This window comes from Pantoea sp. UBA6567 (genome assembly GCF_002434165.1).
GTDB lineage: Bacteria > Pseudomonadota > Gammaproteobacteria > Enterobacterales > Enterobacteriaceae > Pantoea > Pantoea eucrina.
The window spans coordinates 181,446-201,220 of the sequence record NZ_DJJN01000002.1 but is presented as its reverse complement, the minus strand read 5'-3'; the positions used below and the strand labels follow the sequence as shown (position 1 = coordinate 201,220).

The 19,775-nt window shown below is 55.6% G+C and carries 16 protein-coding genes; 1 reads left to right on the top strand and 15 read right to left on the bottom strand.

Annotated elements, in window-relative coordinates; translation table 11 throughout:
- Positions 1–185: 185 nt before the first annotated feature.
- The 11 genes from alaS to B4M48_RS01190 all read right to left on the bottom strand — a co-directional run bounded on the left by alaS (position 186) and on the right by B4M48_RS01190 (position 13,072).
- Positions 186–2,813, bottom strand: a complete 2,628-nt coding sequence (alaS, locus tag B4M48_RS01240) for an alanine--tRNA ligase (protein ID WP_039379828.1) — start codon at positions 2,811–2,813, stop codon at positions 186–188.
- A gap of 135 nt (positions 2,814–2,948) precedes the next feature.
- Positions 2,949–3,464: a regulatory protein RecX gene (locus B4M48_RS01235; RefSeq protein WP_223811772.1), complete on the bottom strand. Its 516-nt coding sequence runs from the start codon at positions 3,462–3,464 to the stop codon at positions 2,949–2,951.
- 111 nt (positions 3,465–3,575) lie between these two features.
- Positions 3,576–4,646, bottom strand: a complete 1,071-nt coding sequence (recA, locus tag B4M48_RS01230) for a recombinase RecA (RefSeq protein WP_039379830.1) — start codon at positions 4,644–4,646, stop codon at positions 3,576–3,578.
- A 93-nt stretch (positions 4,647–4,739) separates the two neighbouring features.
- Entirely contained in the window at positions 4,740–5,231 is a 492-nt protein-coding gene (gene pncC, locus B4M48_RS01225; protein ID WP_039379832.1) for a nicotinamide-nucleotide amidase, read from the bottom strand.
- A gap of 352 nt (positions 5,232–5,583) precedes the next feature.
- On the bottom strand, positions 5,584–5,919 hold the full coding sequence (locus tag B4M48_RS01220; protein WP_039379834.1) for a zinc ribbon domain-containing protein YjdM: 336 nt from the start codon (positions 5,917–5,919) through the stop codon (positions 5,584–5,586).
- A gap of 84 nt (positions 5,920–6,003) precedes the next feature.
- Positions 6,004–7,086 carry a lytic murein transglycosylase B gene (gene mltB, locus B4M48_RS01215; protein WP_039379836.1) on the bottom strand — a complete coding sequence of 361 codons (1,083 nt, stop codon included), beginning with the start codon at positions 7,084–7,086 and terminating at the stop codon, positions 6,004–6,006.
- 128 nt (positions 7,087–7,214) lie between these two features.
- Positions 7,215–8,300, bottom strand: a complete 1,086-nt coding sequence (locus B4M48_RS01210) for an alcohol dehydrogenase catalytic domain-containing protein (protein WP_288655779.1) — start codon at positions 8,298–8,300, stop codon at positions 7,215–7,217.
- Between the two features lie 66 nt (positions 8,301–8,366).
- The gene (locus tag B4M48_RS01205) at positions 8,367–9,335 is read right to left on the bottom strand and encodes an ABC transporter permease (protein ID WP_039385622.1); all 969 of its coding nucleotides are present in this window, start codon (positions 9,333–9,335) and stop codon (positions 8,367–8,369) included.
- 17 nt (positions 9,336–9,352) lie between these two features.
- A complete protein-coding gene (locus tag B4M48_RS01200) occupies positions 9,353–10,837 on the bottom strand; it encodes a sugar ABC transporter ATP-binding protein (protein WP_283341192.1) in 1,485 nt (494 codons plus the stop codon).
- A gap of 21 nt (positions 10,838–10,858) precedes the next feature.
- Entirely contained in the window at positions 10,859–11,725 is an 867-nt protein-coding gene (locus tag B4M48_RS01195; protein ID WP_369826801.1) for an ABC transporter substrate-binding protein, read from the bottom strand.
- A 357-nt stretch (positions 11,726–12,082) separates the two neighbouring features.
- Positions 12,083–13,072 (bottom strand): LacI family DNA-binding transcriptional regulator, encoded by a 990-nt coding sequence (locus B4M48_RS01190; protein ID WP_039385624.1) that lies wholly within the window; start codon positions 13,070–13,072, stop codon positions 12,083–12,085.
- Positions 13,073–13,403: 331 nt separating this feature from the next.
- On the opposite strand from B4M48_RS01190, the gene mutS reads away from it, so the two are divergent.
- Positions 13,404–15,959: a DNA mismatch repair protein MutS gene (gene mutS / locus B4M48_RS01185; protein ID WP_283341191.1), complete on the top strand. Its 2,556-nt coding sequence runs from the start codon at positions 13,404–13,406 to the stop codon at positions 15,957–15,959.
- Positions 15,960–16,017: 58 nt separating this feature from the next.
- On the opposite strand, the gene rpoS is transcribed toward mutS, so the two are convergent.
- The 4 genes from rpoS to surE form a co-directional block, all read right to left on the bottom strand.
- Complete coding sequence (gene rpoS, locus B4M48_RS01180) at positions 16,018–17,010, bottom strand: RNA polymerase sigma factor RpoS (protein ID WP_039330767.1); 993 nt, start codon at positions 17,008–17,010, stop codon at positions 16,018–16,020.
- A gap of 51 nt (positions 17,011–17,061) precedes the next feature.
- Positions 17,062–18,201 (bottom strand): murein hydrolase activator NlpD, encoded by a 1,140-nt coding sequence (gene nlpD / locus B4M48_RS01175; protein WP_071668536.1) that lies wholly within the window; start codon positions 18,199–18,201, stop codon positions 17,062–17,064.
- Between the two features lie 166 nt (positions 18,202–18,367).
- Positions 18,368–18,994 (bottom strand): protein-L-isoaspartate(D-aspartate) O-methyltransferase, encoded by a 627-nt coding sequence (locus tag B4M48_RS01170; protein WP_039379847.1) that lies wholly within the window; start codon positions 18,992–18,994, stop codon positions 18,368–18,370.
- On the bottom strand, positions 18,991–19,749 hold the full coding sequence (gene surE / locus B4M48_RS01165; protein WP_039385625.1) for a 5'/3'-nucleotidase SurE: 759 nt from the start codon (positions 19,747–19,749) through the stop codon (positions 18,991–18,993). The genes B4M48_RS01170 and surE overlap by 4 nt, the downstream gene beginning before the upstream one ends.
- Positions 19,750–19,775: the final 26 nt, after the last annotated feature.

The following is a 19,775-nucleotide window of genomic DNA, read 5'->3' as shown; positions in this document are numbered from 1 at the left end:
TATACCGCTGAACAATACCTATGACAAATACACCATTGTGATTTGTCACACCAATACATTCTGCTGATAATCAGTTTAGCCGAAATACACTACATCGACCGGACTTTGTCATTACCTGGTGTCCATTGCACTAAAAAGCGCCGGAACAGACGTTCCTGGCGCTATACAATGCTTAATTTTAATTGTTACAGCCGGCTGCTTACCCACTCCTGTACGCCTGCCAGCGCGCCTGCCAGCGCCTGCGGATTAGTACCGCCCGCCTGCGCCATGTCAGGACGTCCACCGCCTTTTCCGCCCACCTGAACGGCCAGCGCGCTAATCAGCTCACCTGCTTTCACGCGGTCGGTCAGATCTTTAGTTACGCCTGCAATCAGCGAAACCTTACCTTCTGCTACCGTTGCCAGTACGATCACGGCAGACCCAAGCTGGTTTTTAAGGTCATCCATAATCGTACGCAGCATTTTCGGTTCAGTGTTACTCAGCTCACTTACCAGCAGTTTAGCGCCCCTGATTTCAATGGCGCTGCTGCTCAGCGATGCGCTCTCCTGGGCTGCCTGCTGATCGCGTAGCTGCTGCAGCTCTTTCTCCAGCGCGCGTACGTTATCCACCAGACCGCGCACCTTCTCACTGAGGTTGCTACTGTTGGCCTTCACCACCTGAGCAATGTCAGCCAGCTGATCGCTCTGTGCATGCAGCTGAGCAATTGCCGCTTCACCGGTCAGCGCTTCGATACGACGAATACCGGCAGCCGTGCCCGACTCAGACTGAATGCGGAACAAGCCGATATCACCCGTGCGCGCAGCGTGCGTACCGCCACACAGCTCCACTGAATATTCGCCCATGCTGACCACGCGCACCCGCTGATCGTACTTCTCGCCAAACAGCGCCATCGCCCCACGCGCTTTAGCCTCTTCCAGATCCATGATATCGGTCTGAATCAGCAGGTTGCGGCGGATCTGTGCATTGACGATATCTTCAACTTCACGGATCTGCTGCGGCTTCATCGCTTCAGAATGGGAGAAGTCAAAACGCAGATATTTATCGTTATTCAGCGAGCCTTTCTGCCCGACGTGATCGCCCAGCACTTCACGCAGTGCTTCATGCATCAGGTGCGTTGCCGAGTGATTCAGGCGAATACGTGCCCGACGTGCTTCGTTTACCTGCGCCTGCAGCGCATCACCGATACGCAGCTGACCATGAGTGAGCTTACCGATATGTCCCAGTGCTTTGCCATACTTTTGCGTATCCTGCACGCTAAATTCAGCATTCTGCCCTGTCAGTACGCCAGTATCCCCCACCTGCCCGCCTGATTCACCGTAGAACGGCGTAGCGTTCAGGATCACGACAGCATCCTGTCCCGCGGTGATCTGTTCTACTGACTGACCATCAACAAACAGCGCTTCAATCGTGGCGTTCAGCGTCAGCTCTTCATAACCTTTAAATTCGGTTACGGCATCAACGCGAATAACGCTATTGTAGTCCGCGCCAAAGCCGCTGGCTTCGCGCGCGCGCTGGCGCTGCTGCTCCATGGCGGCTTCAAATCCCGCCTCATCAATCTTCAGATTACGCTCGCGACAGACGTCAGCGGTTAAATCCGCCGGGAAGCCAAAGGTGTCATAAAGACGAAAGACGGTTTCACCATCCAGCGTGTCGCCGCTCACTTTTGCCAGCTCATCATCCAGCAGCGCCAGACCACGCTCCAGCGTTTTAGCAAACTGCTCCTCTTCCGCTTTCAGCGCATTTTCTACCAGTTTCTGCTGACGCTTCAGATCTTCACCCGCAGCGCCCATGACCTCAATCAGCGGTGCCACCAGCTTATAGAAGAATGCTTCTTTCGCGCCCAGCATGTTGCCGTGGCGGACCGCACGACGAATGATGCGACGCAGCACATAGCCACGGTTCTCATTCGATGGCATGACGCCATCGGCAATCAGGAAGGCGCAGGAGCGGATATGATCTGCGATAACGCGCAGCGATTTGTTATTGAGGTCGCTTGCGCCAGTGACCTGAGCAACAGATTTGATCAGCTGCGCAAAGAGATCGATCTCATAGTTGGAGTTCACATGCTGCAGGACTGCCGCGATACGCTCCAGCCCCATGCCGGTATCCACCGACGGCTTAGGCAGCGGTTGCATGGTGCCGTCAGCCTGACGGTTGAACTGCATAAACACGATATTCCAGATCTCAATATAGCGATCGCCATCCTCTTCCGGGCTGCCCGGCGGGCCTCCCCAGATATGGTCGCCATGATCGTAGAAAATTTCAGTACAGGGACCGCACGGACCGGTGTCGCCCATCTGCCAGAAGTTATCAGATGCGTATGCGCTGCCCTTGTTGTCGCCAATACGAATAATGCGTTCGCGCGGCACACCGATCTGGTCAGCCCAGATATCAAAGGCTTCATCATCGGTTTCGTAAACGGTTACCCATAAACGCTCTTTTGGCAGGCTGAACCACTGCTCACCCGTCAGCAGTTCCCAGGCATAAGCAATCGCCTCCTGCTTGAAATAGTCGCCGAAACTGAAGTTGCCCAGCATTTCAAAGAAGGTGTGATGGCGTGCGGTATAACCCACATTTTCCAGATCGTTATGCTTGCCGCCTGCACGCACGCAGCGCTGCGAGGTAGTCGCACGCGTGTAATCACGCTTGTCCTGGCCAAGGAAAACGTCTTTGAACTGCACCATGCCGGCATTGGTAAACAGCAGCGTTGGATCGTTATTCGGTACGAGGGAGCTGCTGGCTACAACCTGATGTCCCTTGCTATGAAAAAAGTCGAGAAACGCTTGACGGATCTCAGCAGTGCTCTTGCTCATAAAATTCCTGGAATCACGCTAACGAACGTTCCCTTTCGCTGACAAACCCTGTCTATCCGGTCCGTCGCTGACTGAGGAACAAAAAGTGGGAATAAGATAAAATTTCTGCAATAGGAAGTAAAATCACATTGCCTTTCAGTCGTCACTATTTCTGAAAACCGCCTGAATATCTTCCATCATAAAGCCTTTTGTCATCAGAAAACGCTGTACTTTGCTTTTTTCTGCCCAGGTTTGCGGCAGCGGCTCGCCAAACTTACGTCTGGCAAGCTCTGCAGCACACGCTGTCCAGTCTACGTCACTTTCTGCCAGCGCCTGATTGATCTCGTCGCGTCCGATGCCTTTTTGCTGCAGCTCCATCCTGACGCGCTGCGGACCATATCCTTTGCGCGCCCGGCTCTGGATAAAACGCTCAGTAAATCGATTATCGTTCAGCCAGCCATTTTCCTGACACCAGTCGAGCACTTTTTCCAGCAGCTCATCCGGAATCGGGATATTTTCCTGCTGCTGCAGATAGGCCGCACGCTGGCCGGAGAGCTGCAGTTTGCGCTTCAGCTCGCTGCGGCTGTGATCGCGCTGTGAAAGCAGGCGCATAGCGCGGTCAAGTAAACGGGAGAAGTCAGGCACCGGTGCCTGTGATGATGTTGATGACATACACATTAGCCTTACTGTTGGTAACGGACAGGGTAAAGCATGGGGGGCAGAGAGCGGAAGGCGTGCAGAGGAGTAAAAAAGAAAACGGGAGCATTGCTGCTCCCGCTGATATTAAAAGTCTTCGTTAGTTTCGCCTGCTTTTTCAAGCTCAGCGTCAGAAGGCTCTTTAGTATTTGCCTCTGCTGTCGCACCTGTCAGCAGCGCCTCACGCAGTTTGCTGTCAATCTCGTTCGCAATTGCCGGGTTCTCTTTCAGGAAGTTGGTCGCGTTTGCTTTACCCTGACCAATCTTATCGCCGTTGTAGCTGTACCACGCACCGGCTTTTTCCACCAGCTTGTGTTTCACGCCCAGGTCTACCAGCTCACCAAAGGTGTTGATCCCTTCGCCATACATGATCTGGAATTCTGCCTGCTTAAACGGTGCAGCGATTTTGTTCTTCACCACTTTCACGCGCGTTTCGCTACCTACCACTTCGTCGCCCTCTTTGATCGCACCGATACGGCGGATATCAAGACGAACGGAGGCGTAGAACTTCAGCGCGTTACCACCGGTGGTGGTTTCCGGGTTACCGAACATCACACCAATTTTCATACGGATCTGGTTGATGAAGATCAGCAGCGTATTGGACTGTTTCAGGTTACCTGCCAGCTTACGCATCGCCTGGCTCATCATTCGTGCCGCCAGACCCATATGCGAGTCACCGATCTCACCTTCGATTTCCGCTTTAGGCGTCAGCGCCGCAACGGAATCAACGATGATGACATCAACGGCACCTGAACGTGCCAGCGCGTCGCAGATTTCCAGCGCCTGCTCACCGGTATCCGGCTGTGAACAGAGCAGATTATCGATATCCACGCCCAGCTTTTTCGCATAGACCGGATCCAGCGCATGCTCAGCATCGATAAAGGCGCAGGTTTTACCTTTACGCTGTGCAGCCGCAATAACCTGCAGCGTCAGCGTGGTTTTACCAGAAGCTTCCGGTCCGTAGATCTCTACGATACGGCCCATCGGCAGACCACCCGCACCCAGTGCGATGTCCAGCGACAGGGAGCCGGTAGAAATAGTTTCTACATCCATCGAGCGGTCTTCACCCAGACGCATGATGGAGCCTTTACCAAATTGTTTTTCAATCTGGCCCAGTGCGGCAGCTAAAGCCTTCTGTTTGTTCTCGTCGATCGCCATTTACACTCCTAATCATGCCGGGTGAGCAAACACTGGCTGTGTCCGCTCGTTCTGTTGCCAATAATTATACTGTATAATCATACAGTATCAAGCCTAATTTATCAGAAATTGATCAAGCAGCGTCTGCAGCGCCCAGGCCACCGACTGACGCCGCACCGCCTCGCGATCGCCTGCAAAAACACAGCGTTGCGCAAAGATACCTTCCGGTCCGGCAAGGGCAAACCAGACGGTGCCCACGGGTTTATCTGCGCTGCCGCCGCCCGGTCCTGCAATGCCGCTTACAGCGATCCCATAAGGTGCCTGCGCCGCCTGACACGCGCCTGCCACCATCTCACGTACTGTCTCTTCACTCACTGCGCCATAGCGCGCAAGCGTGCTCGCCTGCACGCCTGCCATCTGCTGCTTGGCACTATTACTATAGGTGACAAATCCGCGCTCAAACCAGGCAGAGCTGCCGCTGATATCTGTGAAAACTTTGGCAATCCAGCCGCCGGTACAGGATTCAGCCGTCGTCACGCTGGCGTGGCGCGCTATGAGCTTTTCGCCAATCTGACGGCTTAACTGCTGCAGCTGTTCATCATTCATCGCTTTCTCCTTTTGCGGCGCAACGTTAGCAGTAAATGGAGCGGCAGACGGCGCTTTTCAACCAGCAGCAGTGAAATTTGCGCCCCTGCTTCCGCTGCCTCCGGTCCGGTTTCATGCCATCCTGACCGGATGCGGGGAAGCGCACAGCAGCGTGCCGTTGCCGCGTGCCGGATCGGCCGGAGTCAGTACCGCTTAATCAAGCATAGTCGCGATCTGTGCCAGGCAGGCGCTGACGTTCAGCAGTGAGTGAGACCGGAGGTGTTCAGTACAGAGGGTGGCGCAGCAGGAACCGAAAGCGGGAGGCGTAAATACCTTCAGGGTAAAAAACAGGACGGCCTGCGCCGTCCGGCCATCAGCTCTTTTTCACAAACTCAGATTTGAGTTTCATCGGGCCAAAGCCCTCGATTTTGCAGTCAATATTGTGATCGCCTTCAACCAGACGAATACTTTTGACCCTGGTACCAATTTTCAGCACCGAAGAGCTGCCCTTTACCTTTAAATCTTTGACCACGGTGACGCTGTCGCCATCTGCCAGCGTATTGCCATTGGCATCGCGTACCAGCAGCGTATCGCTCGCTTCTGCCGCGCTGGCAGACCAGATATGGCCGCACGACGGGCAGTTAAGGTTGTCGCCATCCTGCCAGGTATAATCAGCCTGACACAGCGGACAGGCGGGTAAATGCTCCATAAGTGCTCCTGATAATCTGCATGCGGTGAAATGGCACCGCAAAGAGGGTGCCATATTATATCCTCACACTTTATAAGGACAGCATTAAAGCAGATTGCCCTGCCGCGCTTTGGCGACCTCCTCTCCCAGCTGCCATACGGCCATCGCGTAATGGGTGCTGTGGTTATAACGCGTAATCACATAGAAGTTAGGCAGGCCGTACCAGTACTGATAGCTGGTGCCCAGATCGAGTCGCAGCAGGCTGGCTTCGCTGTTGCCATTCAGTGAGCCCTGCGGGGTCAGACCGCTCGCCGCCAGCGTGGCAATCGGATAACGCGTTTTGAAGCCATTCTCCAGCGCGGGTGCCTGTCCGCTCGCCGGTACGGCGACTGTCTCACCGCTGCGCCAGCCGTGCGCTTTGAAATAGTTTGCGACGCTGCCAATCGCATCAACCGGATCCCAGAGATTGGTATGACCATCTCCGTTAAAATCCACCGCGTACTCTTTATAGGATGAGGGCATAAACTGGCCATAGCCCATTGCCCCGGCAAAGGATCCGCGCAGATCCAGCGGATCGTCCTGTTCGGTGCGCGCCATCAGCAGAAACGTTTCCAGCTCGCTGCTGAAATAGGCGGCGCGGCGCGGATAGTTAAACGAGAGCGTCGCCAGCGCATCCAGCAGACGGGTTTTGCCCATCACCCGGCCCCAGCGCGTCTCAACGCCGATAATGCCGACGATAATTTCCGGCGGTACGCCATAAACCTGCTGCGCCCGCTGCAGAGCATCTTCATACTGATTCCAGAACGCTACGCCATTCTGTACGTTATCGGGCGTGATAAATTTTTTCCGGTAGCGCAGCCAGGCGCCGTTTGGCCCCGCTGGCGGCGTATAGCTCGGTGCCTGCTGATCCATCAGGCGCAGTACGTAATCAAGCCTCTTTGCCTGGCCGATAACCGCATGCAGCTGATCGCGATCAAAACCATGTTTCGCTACCATCCGATCGATAAATTGTTCTGCTGCCGGGTTGCCGGCAAAGTCACCAAACATCGGCTGAACCGCATGCGACGAATCCAGCAGGAAGCCGCCTTTAGGTGCCGGCACAACATCGCCTTGCTGATGAGGCGCAGGCTTGCTGCTGCAGGCAGCAAGCAGGAAAAACAACGGAATGAGGGCAACCTTAATACGCATTAGATATCCATAAGCGAGCAAAAAACCTGAACGCATATGGTAGTCGTTCAGCGCATTAACGGACAGAGTAATGTCGTAACTTTACGCGGTGTGTGCGCCCCTCAGGACGAGGTGGCGCACGTAACGGTTCAGGGTACCAGCAGCACTTTGATCGATTCGCGACCTGATGCCATCGCAAACCCCTGCTCCCACTCCGCCAGCGGAAAACTGTGCGTAACAATGCCTTCTGCGGTGAACCATTTTTTCTCAAAAAAGCTTATGACCGTTTCATAGCAGTGCGGGCCAAGATGTGAGCCGCGCACATCCAGCTCTTTGCGGTCGCCAATGATCGACCAGTCTACCGTTGCAGGCTTACCAAACACGCTGAACTCGACATAGCGGCCCATGCGCCGGATCATCTGCAGTCCCTGATTAACTGCCAGTGGGTTGCCGGTCGCCTCTATATAGATGTCGCAGCCGTAGCCGTCAGTGAGTTTGCGCACCTCCGCATCCACATCCTGCTCCAGCGGGTTGAAAACCAGATCGGCCCCCAGCTTTTTCGCCAGCGCCAGACGTTCCGGAATGGTATCCAGTACAATAAACAGCTTGGGGTTTTTGAGGCGGATAGCCTGAATCATGCCGGTGCCGAGCGGGCCAGCCCCTGCCAGCACCACCACATCATTGAATTCAATCGCCGCGCGGTTCACCGCGTGGACCGCACAGGCGAAGGGCTCAATCAGCGCGCACTCTTCGTGCGTCAGCGTATCAGGAATTTTATGCACCCGGCTGTTGGCTTTGAACAGCATATATTCGGTCATACCGCCATCAGAGTCCTGCGTCTGAAAGCCGTAGATGTCGTGCTTTTCGCACATCCAGTATTTGCCATCTTTGCAGAAGCGGCACTGATTACAGGGAATAATCTGTTCAGCGATGACGCGGTCGCCAGGCGACACGCCAAAATGCTCCAGCGCGTCCTCGCCATATCCGACGACCGTGCCATAAAACTCATGCCCCACCACTACTGGCGTTTTAACCCAGGCTTTTTCCGGATTACCATCTCCCCAGTACATTGGCGCCCCGTGCCAGCAGTGGACGTCAGACGCGCAGATACCACATGCTCCCACTTTTACCAGCAGCTCGCGTGCTTTTGGCTCAGGCAGCGGTAAGGTTTCCAGGCGATAATCGCGCGGGCCATAGTTCACCAGGCTTTTGATCTGTTGCGGCAGAATATTCATAGCGTATCCTTTTCGATAAATGTTAACGTCAACATTGAATGACAGAGAGATAGCCCGCAGGCTATCTTAACGGTGTGCTTTACGCTTAACGGAACTCAGCCAGATCGCGCCCAGAATGATCCCGCCTTTAATCACAATCTGCACATAGGGTGAAACCCCCATCAGATTCAGGCCATTATTGAGAATGCCGAGCATCATCGCGCCCACCAGCGTCCCAAGAATGGCACCTTTACCGCCAGCTATTGCCGCCCCGCCCAGCACGACAGCAGCGATCGCATCCAGCTCAAATCCGTTACCGGCGTTGGGCTGTCCGCTCATCAGACGCGAACTGAGCACAATACCGGCCACCGCCGCTGTGAGTCCGCTAATGATATATACCCAGAGCTTGGTGCGTGAAACACGGATACCGCTCAGGCGCGCGGCCTCTTCATTGCCGCCCAGAGCGTAGACGTGACGACCAAAGGGCTTCTGGTGCAGCAGGATCCACGCCAGCAAATAGACCACCAGCATGATTAAAATGGGCACCTGAATACCCAGCAGGCTGGCACGGCCAAACATCATGAAGCTTTCCGGCAGGCCGGAGATGGGATATCCCCCGGTATACATCAGCGCCAGTCCCCGTGCGATCCCCATGCTGGCGAGCGTAACGATGATGGGCGGCATCCGCAGCCAGGCGATACAGCCGCCGTTCAGGGCACCAAAGCCCATACCGATCAGCAATCCGGCCAGCACCGCCAGCGGCATCGGAATACCCGCTACCATCAGACCGGCGGCCACGGTGCCGGAGAGCGCCATCACCGATCCCACTGACAGGTCGATCCCGCCAGTTAAGATGGCACAGGTCATTCCCACGGCAATAATGGCGTTGATAGAGACCTGACGCGCCACGTTGCTGAGGTTGTTCGCGGTCAGAAAGCTATCGTTGAGAAAAATCATCACAATAAACAGCAGCACAAAACCGACAAACGGCAGGAAGGCGGGATGGTGCAGACAGCGGTCAAGCCGGCCGCGCCTGCGCGACGTTTGTGACAGCATGGAATTAGAGAGAATACTCATGATGCGTTCCCCGTAGCGTGTAGCATGATGGTTTCAGCGTTGATTGCCGTATCGTGAAGCTCCTGCGCAATATGTCCGTTGCGAAACACCAGCACCCGGTGGCAGAGGCCAATAATCTCCGGCAGCTCAGAAGAGATGACGATGATAGCGATGCCCTTACGGGTCAGCTGCTGCATCAGCTGATAAATTTCCATTTTTGCCCCCACATCGATACCGCGTGTGGGTTCGTCAAAGATCAGCACCTTGCAGTCATTATTCAGCCAGCGCGCAATGACCACCTTTTGCTGATTGCCGCCGCTAAGCGTATTCACCTCCTGCTCCGCTGACGGCGTTTTCACGCCAACCCTGCGGATAAGGTCGCTGACCACTTCACGCTCGCGCACATGGTGCAGAAATCCGCCGTGAGTGATCTGCCGGTTCAGCGTGATGTTATGCGCCACGCTAAACGGCAGTACCAGCCCTTCAGTTTTGCGGTTTTCCGGCAGCAGTCCGATCCCCTGCTCTAAGGCATCGGCGGGCGTACGCAGCCGCAGCGGTTCGCCATTCAGGCGCACCTCCTTTTGCCAGCACGCCTGTGCACCCAGCATTGCGCAGGCGGTTTCGGTACGGCCCGATCCCACCAGTCCGGCAAAGCCGAGAATTTCTCCGGGCCAGAGCTGAAAAGCGTCTGCGGGTCCCTGGCGCTGGCGCTGCAGATTGACCTCCAGCAGCGGTAGCGTTGCCGCCGGCAGCGGCAGCTTATCGGGGAAATGCTGTGCCACCTGACGGCCCACCATCATTTTTACCAGCTGCTCGCTGCTGCAGTCGCTCACCGGGAGGGTGCCAACATAGCCTCCGTCGCGCAGTACCGTGATGGTGTCGCATACCGCAAAGATCTCCTCCAGATGATGCGAGATGAACAGCATGCCCACCCCCTGCTGTCGCAGGTCGCGCATCACCCGGAACAGATGCTCAGCTTCACCCGGCGTCAGCGTTGCCGTAGGTTCATCAAGGATCAGGATCCGCGCATCCAGCGCCAGCGCTTTGGCAATCTCAACAAACTGCTGCTGCGCCACGCTGAGGTGCGTTACCGCAATGTCCGGATCGAGTTCAACCCCCAGCCGCGCCAGCAGCGCCAGCGTACGACTGCGCATCGTCTGGCGATCCAGCCATCCCCAGCGGGTACGCTGTTCGCGATTCAGAAAAATATTCTCGACGGCATTAAGACCCGGTATCAGCGAGAACTCCTGAAAGACAATTCCCACGCCAGCTGTTATCGCCTGACGATAGCCAGCAAACTGCTGCGGCCGATCGTCGATAGCGATTTCGCCGCTGTCAGGCTGATAAATACCGCTCAGGATCTTCATCAGCGTGGATTTACCCGCCCCGTTTTCACCGAGCAGCGCATGGATTTCACCGGCGTGCAGCGTCAGGTTGATGTTGTTTAACGCGCGTACGCCCGGAAATGATTTACTGATTCCGCTGAGTTGCAGTAACGGCATGGCAGCGCCTCCCCGGAGTGATTACCAGCTAAAGCCGCTGGCGTTCTCTTTCGTGATCAGTTTTACGTCAAGCGGTACTGCAGCCGGCACCTGACTTCCCCAGTGCTTCGCCATCGCCACGCCCAGCCCCAGCCGTACCATGTCACGCGGGAACTGCGCAGAAGTTGCAATAAACGGCGATCCCGCTTTCTCAATCTCTTTCACCGCTTCCGGCTGACCATCGACGCTGACCAGTTTCACATCTGCGCCGTTCGCCTGAATCGCCGCCAGAGCCCCGAGCGCACCGGTATCGTTGACGCTAAAAATGCCGGCCAGATCCGGCGCTGCCTGCAGCATATTTTCGGTAACGCTTAGCGCAGTATCACGCTCCTGTTTGCCGTTCTGACGGTTAACGATTTTGATGCCGGGATATTTCTTCATTGCATCTTCAAACCCTTTAACGCGTTCGATGATCGGCACCACCGGAATACCATCAAGAATGGCGACCTTACCTTTACCGCCCAGCGCTTTCGCCAGAAACTCTCCGGCCTGCAGGCCGGCATCATAATTTTTGGAGCCAACAAAAGAGTCGATTGGGCCTTTAGCCTGAGCGTCAATCGCCACTACCACTACGCCCGCTTTTTTTGCCTCGTTTACCGCGTTTTCCACCCCGTTGGTGTCCGCCGGATTAATCAGCAGGATGTCGACTTTTTTCTGCAGCATATCTTCAATGTCGTTGATCTGCTTTGAGACATCGTGACGGGCATCTGCCTCAATCACCGTAGCCCCCATGCTGCCGGCTGCAGCCTTGAGCGCTTCCTGCATGGTGACAAAATAGGGGTTATTCATCTCCTGGAAGGACATGCCGATAGTCAGCGGCTTTGCTATCGCCAGTGCAGATGCCAGCATTAAAGGGGTCGTTACACAGAGCGCCAGCAGGGTGTTCAGTTTGCCTTTCATAATTTTCTCCGGGTCTTTTCAGTTAACTGCTTATCGTCGTTACGAAATAAAGCCGGTACAGGAACACTGCGCAACCACACCTGAAATGTTGACGTTAACATAAAGATAAAAACGTCCTGTATGCCAGGAATACGCTATCTGAGGATTGTTAAATTCATCGCCACAGACATGAGATCAAAATTTAAACACCTGAAATGACAACGTCAACATTCTCAGATGGACAAGTTTAAGATCCTTGCGGCATGTCACATCTTATTAACATCGCTTTCAGTGTTGTTACAGAAAAAACCCGGCAGGCGTCTGAAACTAAAGGTTTTTCAGGAAGCCATTAAGCATCACGCGGGTTTCGTAGGGACGGCCCTCAATAGCAGAGATGATATTTTCTGACACCACCCGCGCCCACTGGCCGGTATCATGAGCGACATAAGGAATAACCTGATTAAAATCTTCGGCGCAGGGTACTTCATCAACAGAGATAAAGCCGGTGTCGTGCATTCCCCACTTGTTGGCCAGATTAATAGCCGCCAGCGTAATCATGCCGTTTAATCCGACAATTGCATCGTAGCGTTCATGGGTGGTAGAGAACCATGACTGAATCATCGCCTTAGCATGTTCGTAGCGGTAGTCGGTATAAAGCGTGTGCAGAGTAACGCGCTCGTCAATCCCGCTTCGGATCCCGTCAATACGCTGCCGGGTAATGTGAGAGTGTTCGCTGCCGCCAATGACCAGCACATTGCGAAACGCTTTTTTCATTATCGCTTCTGCAACCAGCTCACCGGCACGGCTGTTGTTGATATAGACCGCCGGCAGCAACGTATCAAACTGACGATCCAGCTGGATAAGCTGGCTTGAGGAGTGGCGCACCACGTCGATATGGCTTTTATCGTAGCGGTCAGAATCCTCCACTACCGACAAAATAATCCCGGCCGCTTTATAGCTGACCAGCGTCTGCAGCGCGCGCGCCTCAATCTGCCGGTTGCCGTTCGTGGTAAAGAACATGACCGAATAGCCTTTGGCATCTGACAGGCGGCACACCTCTTTGATGATATGGGAATAAACAATATTAAAGGTATCGTCGGTAACCACGCCGATAATAGGGCTCTGGCTGGCTTTGATATTGCGGGCAAACGCGTTAGGCACATAGTTAAGCGTGCGTGCTGCGGCCAGGATCCGCTCGCGCGTTTCAGGTTTAACCTTATCAGGGGCAGTAAACACGCGTGAAACGGTAATATTGGTTACGCCGGCAATCTGCGCAATATCTTTAATGGTGGCCGCTTTGGTACTTTTTCGGGTCATAACATTCGCTATCGGCAGTGTCAGCAGGAGTAACGCGATGGTAGCAGCTTTCGTGAAATGTTGACGATGACATTTTGCGCCCTCAGCGCAGAAACAGTACCGGCTCATTCTGCAATTCTGAAGCCTGCCCGAAGAAACAGCCCTGCGCGCCGGTTTTCCTGCCATACAGACTCCGTTATCATAATCAGCACGTACTCGTGAACACATTCAGGTTACTGCCCGCCCTTCAGCCAGCCTCTGGCAACCACGCTGAGCCTTAAGAAGGGCAGATAAAAGAGAATCAGAATCATGTATCGCGCTGCTTATGTTTAAACATGGACACCCTAATACTATGAGTACATTAGAGAATATCAGCGCTCACACGCCAATGATGCAGCAGTATCTGCGCCTGAAAGCCGATCACCCTGACATCCTGCTGTTCTACCGCATGGGCGATTTCTACGAGCTGTTCTTTGATGATGCAAAGCGCGCCTCGCAGCTGCTGGAGATCTCGCTGACCAAACGGGGTGCTTCAGCCGGTGAGCCCATTCCGATGGCCGGTGTGCCCTATCACGCCGTAGAGGGCTATCTGGCAAAGCTGGTTCAGCTGGGCGAGTCAGTAGCGATTTGCGAACAGATTGGCGATCCGGCGCTGAGCAAAGGCCCGGTTGAGCGCAAGGTGGTGCGGATTGTCACCCCCGGCACTATCAGCGATGAAGCGCTGCTGCAGGAGCGCCAGGATAACCTGCTGGCCGCTATCTTCCAGAGCCAGCGCGGCTTTGGCTACGCCACGCTGGATATCAGCTCCGGGCGTTTCCGCCTGAGCGAACCGGGCGACGCTGAAGCGATGGCAGCAGAACTCCAGCGCACGAATCCTGCGGAGCTGCTCTACCCTGAAGACCTGCAGGCGATGTCGCTTATTGACCAGCGCCGCGGGCTGCGGCGGCGTCCGCTGTGGGAATTTGAGATCGACACCGCGCGCCAGCAGCTGAATCTGCAGTTCGGCACGCGCGACCTGCGCGGATTTGGCGTGGAGCAGGCGCATCTGGGACTGCGCGCTGCGGGCTGTCTGCTGCAGTATGCCAAAGATACTCAGCGTACCACACTGCCGCACATTCGTTCCCTGAGCATGGAGCGCCAGCAGGATAGCGTGATCATGGATGCGGCCACGCGCCGTAATCTTGAAATCACCCAGAATCTGGCCGGCGGGATCGATAACACGCTGGCAGCGGTCCTGGATAAAACCGTCACGCCGATGGGCAGCCGTATGCTGAAGCGCTGGCTGCATATGCCGCTGCGTGACCTTACGACAATTGTCCGGCGTCAGGATGCGATTGCAGAATTGCAGTCGCTGAGCGACGCGCTGCAGCCGGTCCTGCGTCAGGTAGGCGATCTGGAGCGCATACTGGCACGCCTGGCGCTGCGCACCGCGCGCCCGCGCGATCTGGCGCGCATGCGGCATGCGTTTCAGCAGCTGCCGGAAATCAATCAGCTGCTGGCCGGAGCAAAGGCGGAACGGCTGGTGAGCCTGCGCACGCAGACGGGCGAGTTTGCTGAGCTGCGTACGCTGCTGGAGCAGGCAATCATTGAATCACCGCCGGTACTGGTGCGTGACGGCGGCGTCATCGCGCCGGGCTATAACGCTGAACTCGATGAGTGGCGGGCGCTGGCTGACGGTGCCAGTGACTACCTTGACCGGCTGGAGATCCGCGAGCGGGAAAAACTGGGGCTGGATACGCTGAAAGTCGGCTTTAACGCGGTACATGGTTACTACATTCAGGTCAGCCGCGGTCAGAGTCACCTGGTGCCCATCCACTATGTGCGTCGCCAGACGCTGAAAAACGCCGAGCGCTATATCATTCCTGAGCTGAAAGAGTATGAAGATAAAGTTCTGACCTCCAAAGGCAAGGCGCTGGCGCTGGAAAAAGGCCTCTATGAGGAGCTGTTCGATCGCCTGCTGCCGCATCTTGAAGCGCTGCAGCTGAGCGCGGCCGCGCTGGCCGAGCTGGATGTACTCGCCAGCCTGGCAGAGCGCGCCTGGACGCTGAACTACTGCCGGCCGGTGCTGCAGGAGAAAGCGGGTATCCGCATTACCGCAGGCCGGCATCCGGTGGTGGAACAGGTGCTGAAAGAGCCCTTTATTGCCAACCCGCTCTCGCTGTCGATGCAGCGGCGCATGCTGATCATCACCGGACCAAACATGGGCGGTAAAAGCACCTATATGCGTCAGACCGCGCTGATTGCGCTGATGGCGTGGATAGGCAGTTTCGTACCGGCTGAAGAGGTCGTGATTGGTCCTGTCGATCGCATCTTTACCCGCGTCGGTGCGGCAGACGACCTTGCCTCCGGCCGCTCAACGTTTATGGTTGAGATGACAGAAACCGCCAATATTCTGCACAATGCGACGGAAAATAGCCTGGTACTGATGGATGAGATAGGTCGCGGCACTTCAACCTATGATGGCCTGTCACTCGCCTGGGCTTGTGCCGAAAGCCTTGCCAGTCGCATCAAAGCGATGACGCTGTTTGCCACCCACTATTTCGAGCTGACCACGCTGCCGGAAAAACTGGAGGGTGTTGTGAATGTGCATCTGGATGCGGTTGAACATGGCGATACCATCGCTTTCATGCACAGCGTGCAGGAGGGTGCCGCCAGCAAGAGTTATGGCCTGGCGGTTGCGGCGCTGGCGGGCGTGCCAAAAGAGGTAATCAAGCGCGCGCGGCAGAAGCTGAAAGAGCTGGAGGCGCTTTCCGGCAGTCAGAACGCCTCGGCAGCCGGCGGTGCGCAGCTGCCTCTGCTGGTGGCAGAGACCTCGCCGGCGGTGGACGCGCTGGAAGCGCTGGATCCTGACAGCCTGACGCCAAAGCAGGCGCTGGAGTGGATCTACCGGCTGAAAAGCCTGGTCTGATCGCAGGCAAAAAAAAACGGTGACCTGACAGGTCACCGTTTTTGCTGCTGATTATGGCTTATTCACGAAACAGTGCTTCGATATTGAGGCCCTGTGTCTGCAGGATTTCCCGCAGGCGACGCAGCCCTTCCACCTGAATCTGACGAACGCGCTCGCGGGTTAACCCGATTTCGCGACCCACATCTTCCAGGGTTGCCGCTTCATAGCCTAACAGGCCGAAACGACGCGCCAGCACTTCACGCTGCTTGGCATTAAGTTCAAACAACCACTTAACGATGCTCTGTTTCATGTCATCGTCCTGCGTGGTGTCTTCCGGGCCGTTGTCTTTCTCATCGGCCAGGATATCCAGCAGCGCTTTTTCGGAATCACCACCCAGCGGGGTGTCAACCGAGGTAATACGTTCATTGAGACGCAGCATACGGCTCACGTCATCAACCGGCTTGTCCAGCTGCTCGGCAATCTCTTCCGCACTCGGCTCGTGATCGAGCTTGTGTGAAAGTTCACGCGCGGTACGCAGGTAAACGTTCAGCTCTTTGACAATATGAATCGGCAGGCGAATTGTACGGGTTTGGTTCATGATAGCCCGTTCAATAGTCTGACGAATCCACCAGGTAGCGTACGTTGAGAAACGGAACCCGCGCTCCGGGTCAAATTTCTCTACGGCACGAATCAGGCCGAGGTTACCCTCTTCAATCAGGTCCAGCAGGGCCAGACCACGATTGCTGTAACGACGGGCAATCTTCACTACCAGGCGTAAGTTACTTTCGATCATGCGGCGGCGAGAAGGAATATCGCCTCGTAAAGCACGACGCGCAAAGAAGACTTCTTCTTCTGCCGTCAGCAACGGGGAATAACCGATCTCTCCGAGGTAGAGCTGCGTCGCATCCAATACTCGTTGCGTCGCACCCTGTGACAACAGCTCTTCTTCTGCTACTTCGCTATCACCAGGTTCGTTCTCAACAAGAGCTTTCTCATCGAAAACTTCAGCTCCGTTCTCCTCGAATTCCGCATCTTCATGTAACTCATTAACTTTCAGCGTATTCTGGTTCATAAGCGGCTCCTACCCGTGATCCAAGGGCAGAACACCAAAGGTTCTGCCGGATTATCGCTGCGGTAAATAACGCAACGGATTTACGGATTTCCCCTTGTAACGAATTTCAAAGTGCAATCTAACTGAACTGGTACCGGTGCTACCCATGGTAGCTATCTTTTGCCCCGCCTTAACTTCCTGTTGTTCCCGGACCAGCATTGTATCGTTGTGGGCGTAGGCACTCAGATAATCATCATTATGCTTAATGATGATTAAATTACCGTACCCGCGTAACGCGTTACCTGCGTACACCACCCTTCCCGATGCGGTAGCGACAACAGATTGTCCGCGAGACCCGGCGATATCGATACCTTTGTTTCCGCCTTCCGCAGCAGAGAAGTTATCGATGATCTTGCCATCAGTCGGCCAGCGCCAGCTCCCCACCGGGGTTGAGCTATTTGAGGTGCTGCTGACTGTAGGCGGTGCGGTAACCGGAGCTGTGGTCGTTGCCACATTAGTTGCTCCTTTCGACGGTAGCATTTTCCCACCTGTCGAACCTGAATCATCAGAATACGTAATAACAGGTTGCTGTGCAACAGCAGGGGATTTTATTTGCGTTTGCGCCGTTGTTCCGGTGGCTCCGCTCTGGCTGGCATCGGCTGCTGTAATCGCATTTCCACCGGTAATTGTCTGACCGTTACCGTTGCCTACCTGCAGGGTTTGCCCTGCGCTCAGGCCGTATGGCGCGGGAATATTGTTGCGCTGAGCCAGATCGCGGAAGTCATTGCCGGTGATCCAGGCAATATAAAACAGGGTATCGCCATGTTTGACGGTATAGGTTTCACCGCCGTAGCTGCCTTTCGGAATATTCCCGTAATTGCGGTTGTAAACAATGCGTCCGTTTTCAGTCGCTACATTATTACTGGCACTAATCATTCCACCCGCAGGAGCAGCAGAAGATGTATTACTGCTTAACATTCCGCCCTGTGGCATAGCGGGCACCTGCGAACTCTGCCCGGAAACCATACCACCCCCTTGTGGAGCGACCATACCGCCGCCCTGAGGGGTCAGCATACCGCCGCCATTATTACTGCCAACCTGACTGATAGGCGCCTGCGTATTATCGCCAGAGCTACAGCCAGCCAGCCAGAAACCTACCAGTGAGACTGCCGCCAGACGGCGTAATTGAAATGCGGTGCTTCCTGTGCTCATTGCTCCCCCGTGATGGCAATACTGGTCAGAACTCTCTCGCGGCCTGAACCGCATAAATCTCTACGCGAATAGGCTCAAACGCGCATCGGTATCGAAAAAGAGGATAGTAACAATATCACCTGCGCCATGCCACGCTGTGATTGTGAAGAAATACGTAAGATCGCCCTTACGCCAGGTCACCCTGCACCAGCGGAACAAAGCGTACCGGCTCGATAATCTCTTCCGTCAGCTCGCCCTTGTGGCGGCGCAGACGCTTAAGCACCTGATGGTCCTCCCCCACCGGCAGCACCATTCTGCCACCCTCACCCAGCTGTGCTATCAGCGCAGTCGGAATTTCGGGGGGCGCTGCGGTAACAATGATGGCATCAAACGGCCCGCGCGCGGGCCAGCCGAGCCAGCCATCACCGTGCCGGGTAGAGATATTATGCAGGTCGAGCTGCTTCAGACGGCGTTTAGCCTGCCACTGCAACCCTTTGATGCGCTCAACGGAACAGACGTGATTGACCAGATGCGCCAGAATAGCGGTCTGATAGCCGGAGCCGGTGCCGATTTCCAGTACGCGGGAGTGCGGGTTCAGCTCCAGCAGCGCGGTCATACGCGCTACCATATAGGGCTGGGAAATGGTCTGTCCGCTGCCGATAGGGAGTGCCATGTTGTCCCACGCCTTGTGCTCAAACGCTTCATCTACAAAGCGCTCACGTGGTACATCCGCAATCGCCTGCAGCAGACGCTCATCTGTAATGCCCTGCGCCCGCAGCTGGGCTAACAGCGTGTCGATGCGCCGGTTTATCATGCCAGTGAGACCTCTGCCTGCAGCAGCCAGTCATGCAGCACGCTCTGCGCGGCGTGTGCGGTGAGATCGACATGCAGCGCCGTCAGCGAAACATAGCCGGCGTCTACGGCGGCAAAATCGGTGTCGGGGCCGGCATCAAGCTGTTTGCCTGGCGGGCCTATCCAGTAGAGCGGCTGGCCGCGCGGATCTTCAGTGCAAATCACCTGATCTGCCGGATGGCGGCTGCCGCAGCGCGTGACGCGAAAACCTTTAATCTGCGCCAGTGGCAAATCGGGCACATTAATATTGAGGATACGTCCGGTACGCAGCGGTGCCCGGGAGAGCGCACGCAGCAGCACGCAGGTTACGGCTGCCGCACTGTCATAGTGCGTATGACCATTCAGCGACACCGCCAGCGCCGGCAGGCCGAGATGGCGCCCCTCCATCGCAGCTGCAACGGTACCGGAATAGATCACATCATCGCCCAGATTGGGACCGGCATTGATGCCTGAGACCACAATGTCAGGACGCGGTTGCATCAGCTTATTCACGCCGAGAAAAACGCAGTCGGTGGGTGTCCCCATCTGTACAGCGATATCGCCGCTGGCATGCGTGAAGGTACGCAGCGGCGTTTCCAGCGTCAGTGAATTTGAGGCACCGCTGCGGTTGCGGTCGGGTGCCACCACCTGTACCTCAGCAAATTCCCGCAGCGCGTGCGCCAGCGTCTGAATGCCGGGCGCATGGATTCCATCGTCGTTACTCAGCAATATCCGCATCTGTTTCTGACCTTTGTTCATTCACC

What these genes read in the sequence shown, in the direction of transcription:
- B4M48_RS01195 (WP_369826801.1), bottom strand. Translation starts at nt 11,725, where the DNA reads ATGCTGGCATCTGCACTGGCGATAGCAAAGCCGCTGACTATCGGCATG.
- B4M48_RS01190 (WP_039385624.1), bottom strand. Translation starts at nt 13,072, where the DNA reads ATGACCCGAAAAAGTACCAAAGCGGCCACCATTAAAGATATTGCGCAG.
- B4M48_RS01205 (WP_039385622.1), bottom strand. Translation starts at nt 9,335, where the DNA reads ATGCTGTCACAAACGTCGCGCAGGCGCGGCCGGCTTGACCGCTGTCTG.
- mutS (WP_283341191.1), top strand. Translation starts at nt 13,404, where the DNA reads ATGAGTACATTAGAGAATATCAGCGCTCACACGCCAATGATGCAGCAG.
- B4M48_RS01235 (WP_223811772.1), bottom strand. Translation starts at nt 3,464, where the DNA reads ATGTCATCAACATCATCACAGGCACCGGTGCCTGACTTCTCCCGTTTA.
- recA (WP_039379830.1), bottom strand. Translation starts at nt 4,646, where the DNA reads ATGGCGATCGACGAGAACAAACAGAAGGCTTTAGCTGCCGCACTGGGC.
- mltB (WP_039379836.1), bottom strand. Translation starts at nt 7,086, where the DNA reads ATGCGTATTAAGGTTGCCCTCATTCCGTTGTTTTTCCTGCTTGCTGCC.
- B4M48_RS01200 (WP_283341192.1), bottom strand. Translation starts at nt 10,837, where the DNA reads ATGCCGTTACTGCAACTCAGCGGAATCAGTAAATCATTTCCGGGCGTA.
- nlpD (WP_071668536.1), bottom strand. Translation starts at nt 18,201, where the DNA reads ATGAGCACAGGAAGCACCGCATTTCAATTACGCCGTCTGGCGGCAGTC.
- B4M48_RS01210 (WP_288655779.1), bottom strand. Translation starts at nt 8,300, where the DNA reads ATGAATATTCTGCCGCAACAGATCAAAAGCCTGGTGAACTATGGCCCG.
- alaS (WP_039379828.1), bottom strand. Translation starts at nt 2,813, where the DNA reads ATGAGCAAGAGCACTGCTGAGATCCGTCAAGCGTTTCTCGACTTTTTT.
- B4M48_RS01170 (WP_039379847.1), bottom strand. Translation starts at nt 18,994, where the DNA reads ATGATAAACCGGCGCATCGACACGCTGTTAGCCCAGCTGCGGGCGCAG.
- pncC (WP_039379832.1), bottom strand. Translation starts at nt 5,231, where the DNA reads ATGAATGATGAACAGCTGCAGCAGTTAAGCCGTCAGATTGGCGAAAAG.
- rpoS (WP_039330767.1), bottom strand. Translation starts at nt 17,010, where the DNA reads ATGAACCAGAATACGCTGAAAGTTAATGAGTTACATGAAGATGCGGAA.
- surE (WP_039385625.1), bottom strand. Translation starts at nt 19,749, where the DNA reads ATGCGGATATTGCTGAGTAACGACGATGGAATCCATGCGCCCGGCATT.
- B4M48_RS01220 (WP_039379834.1), bottom strand. Translation starts at nt 5,919, where the DNA reads ATGGAGCATTTACCCGCCTGTCCGCTGTGTCAGGCTGATTATACCTGG.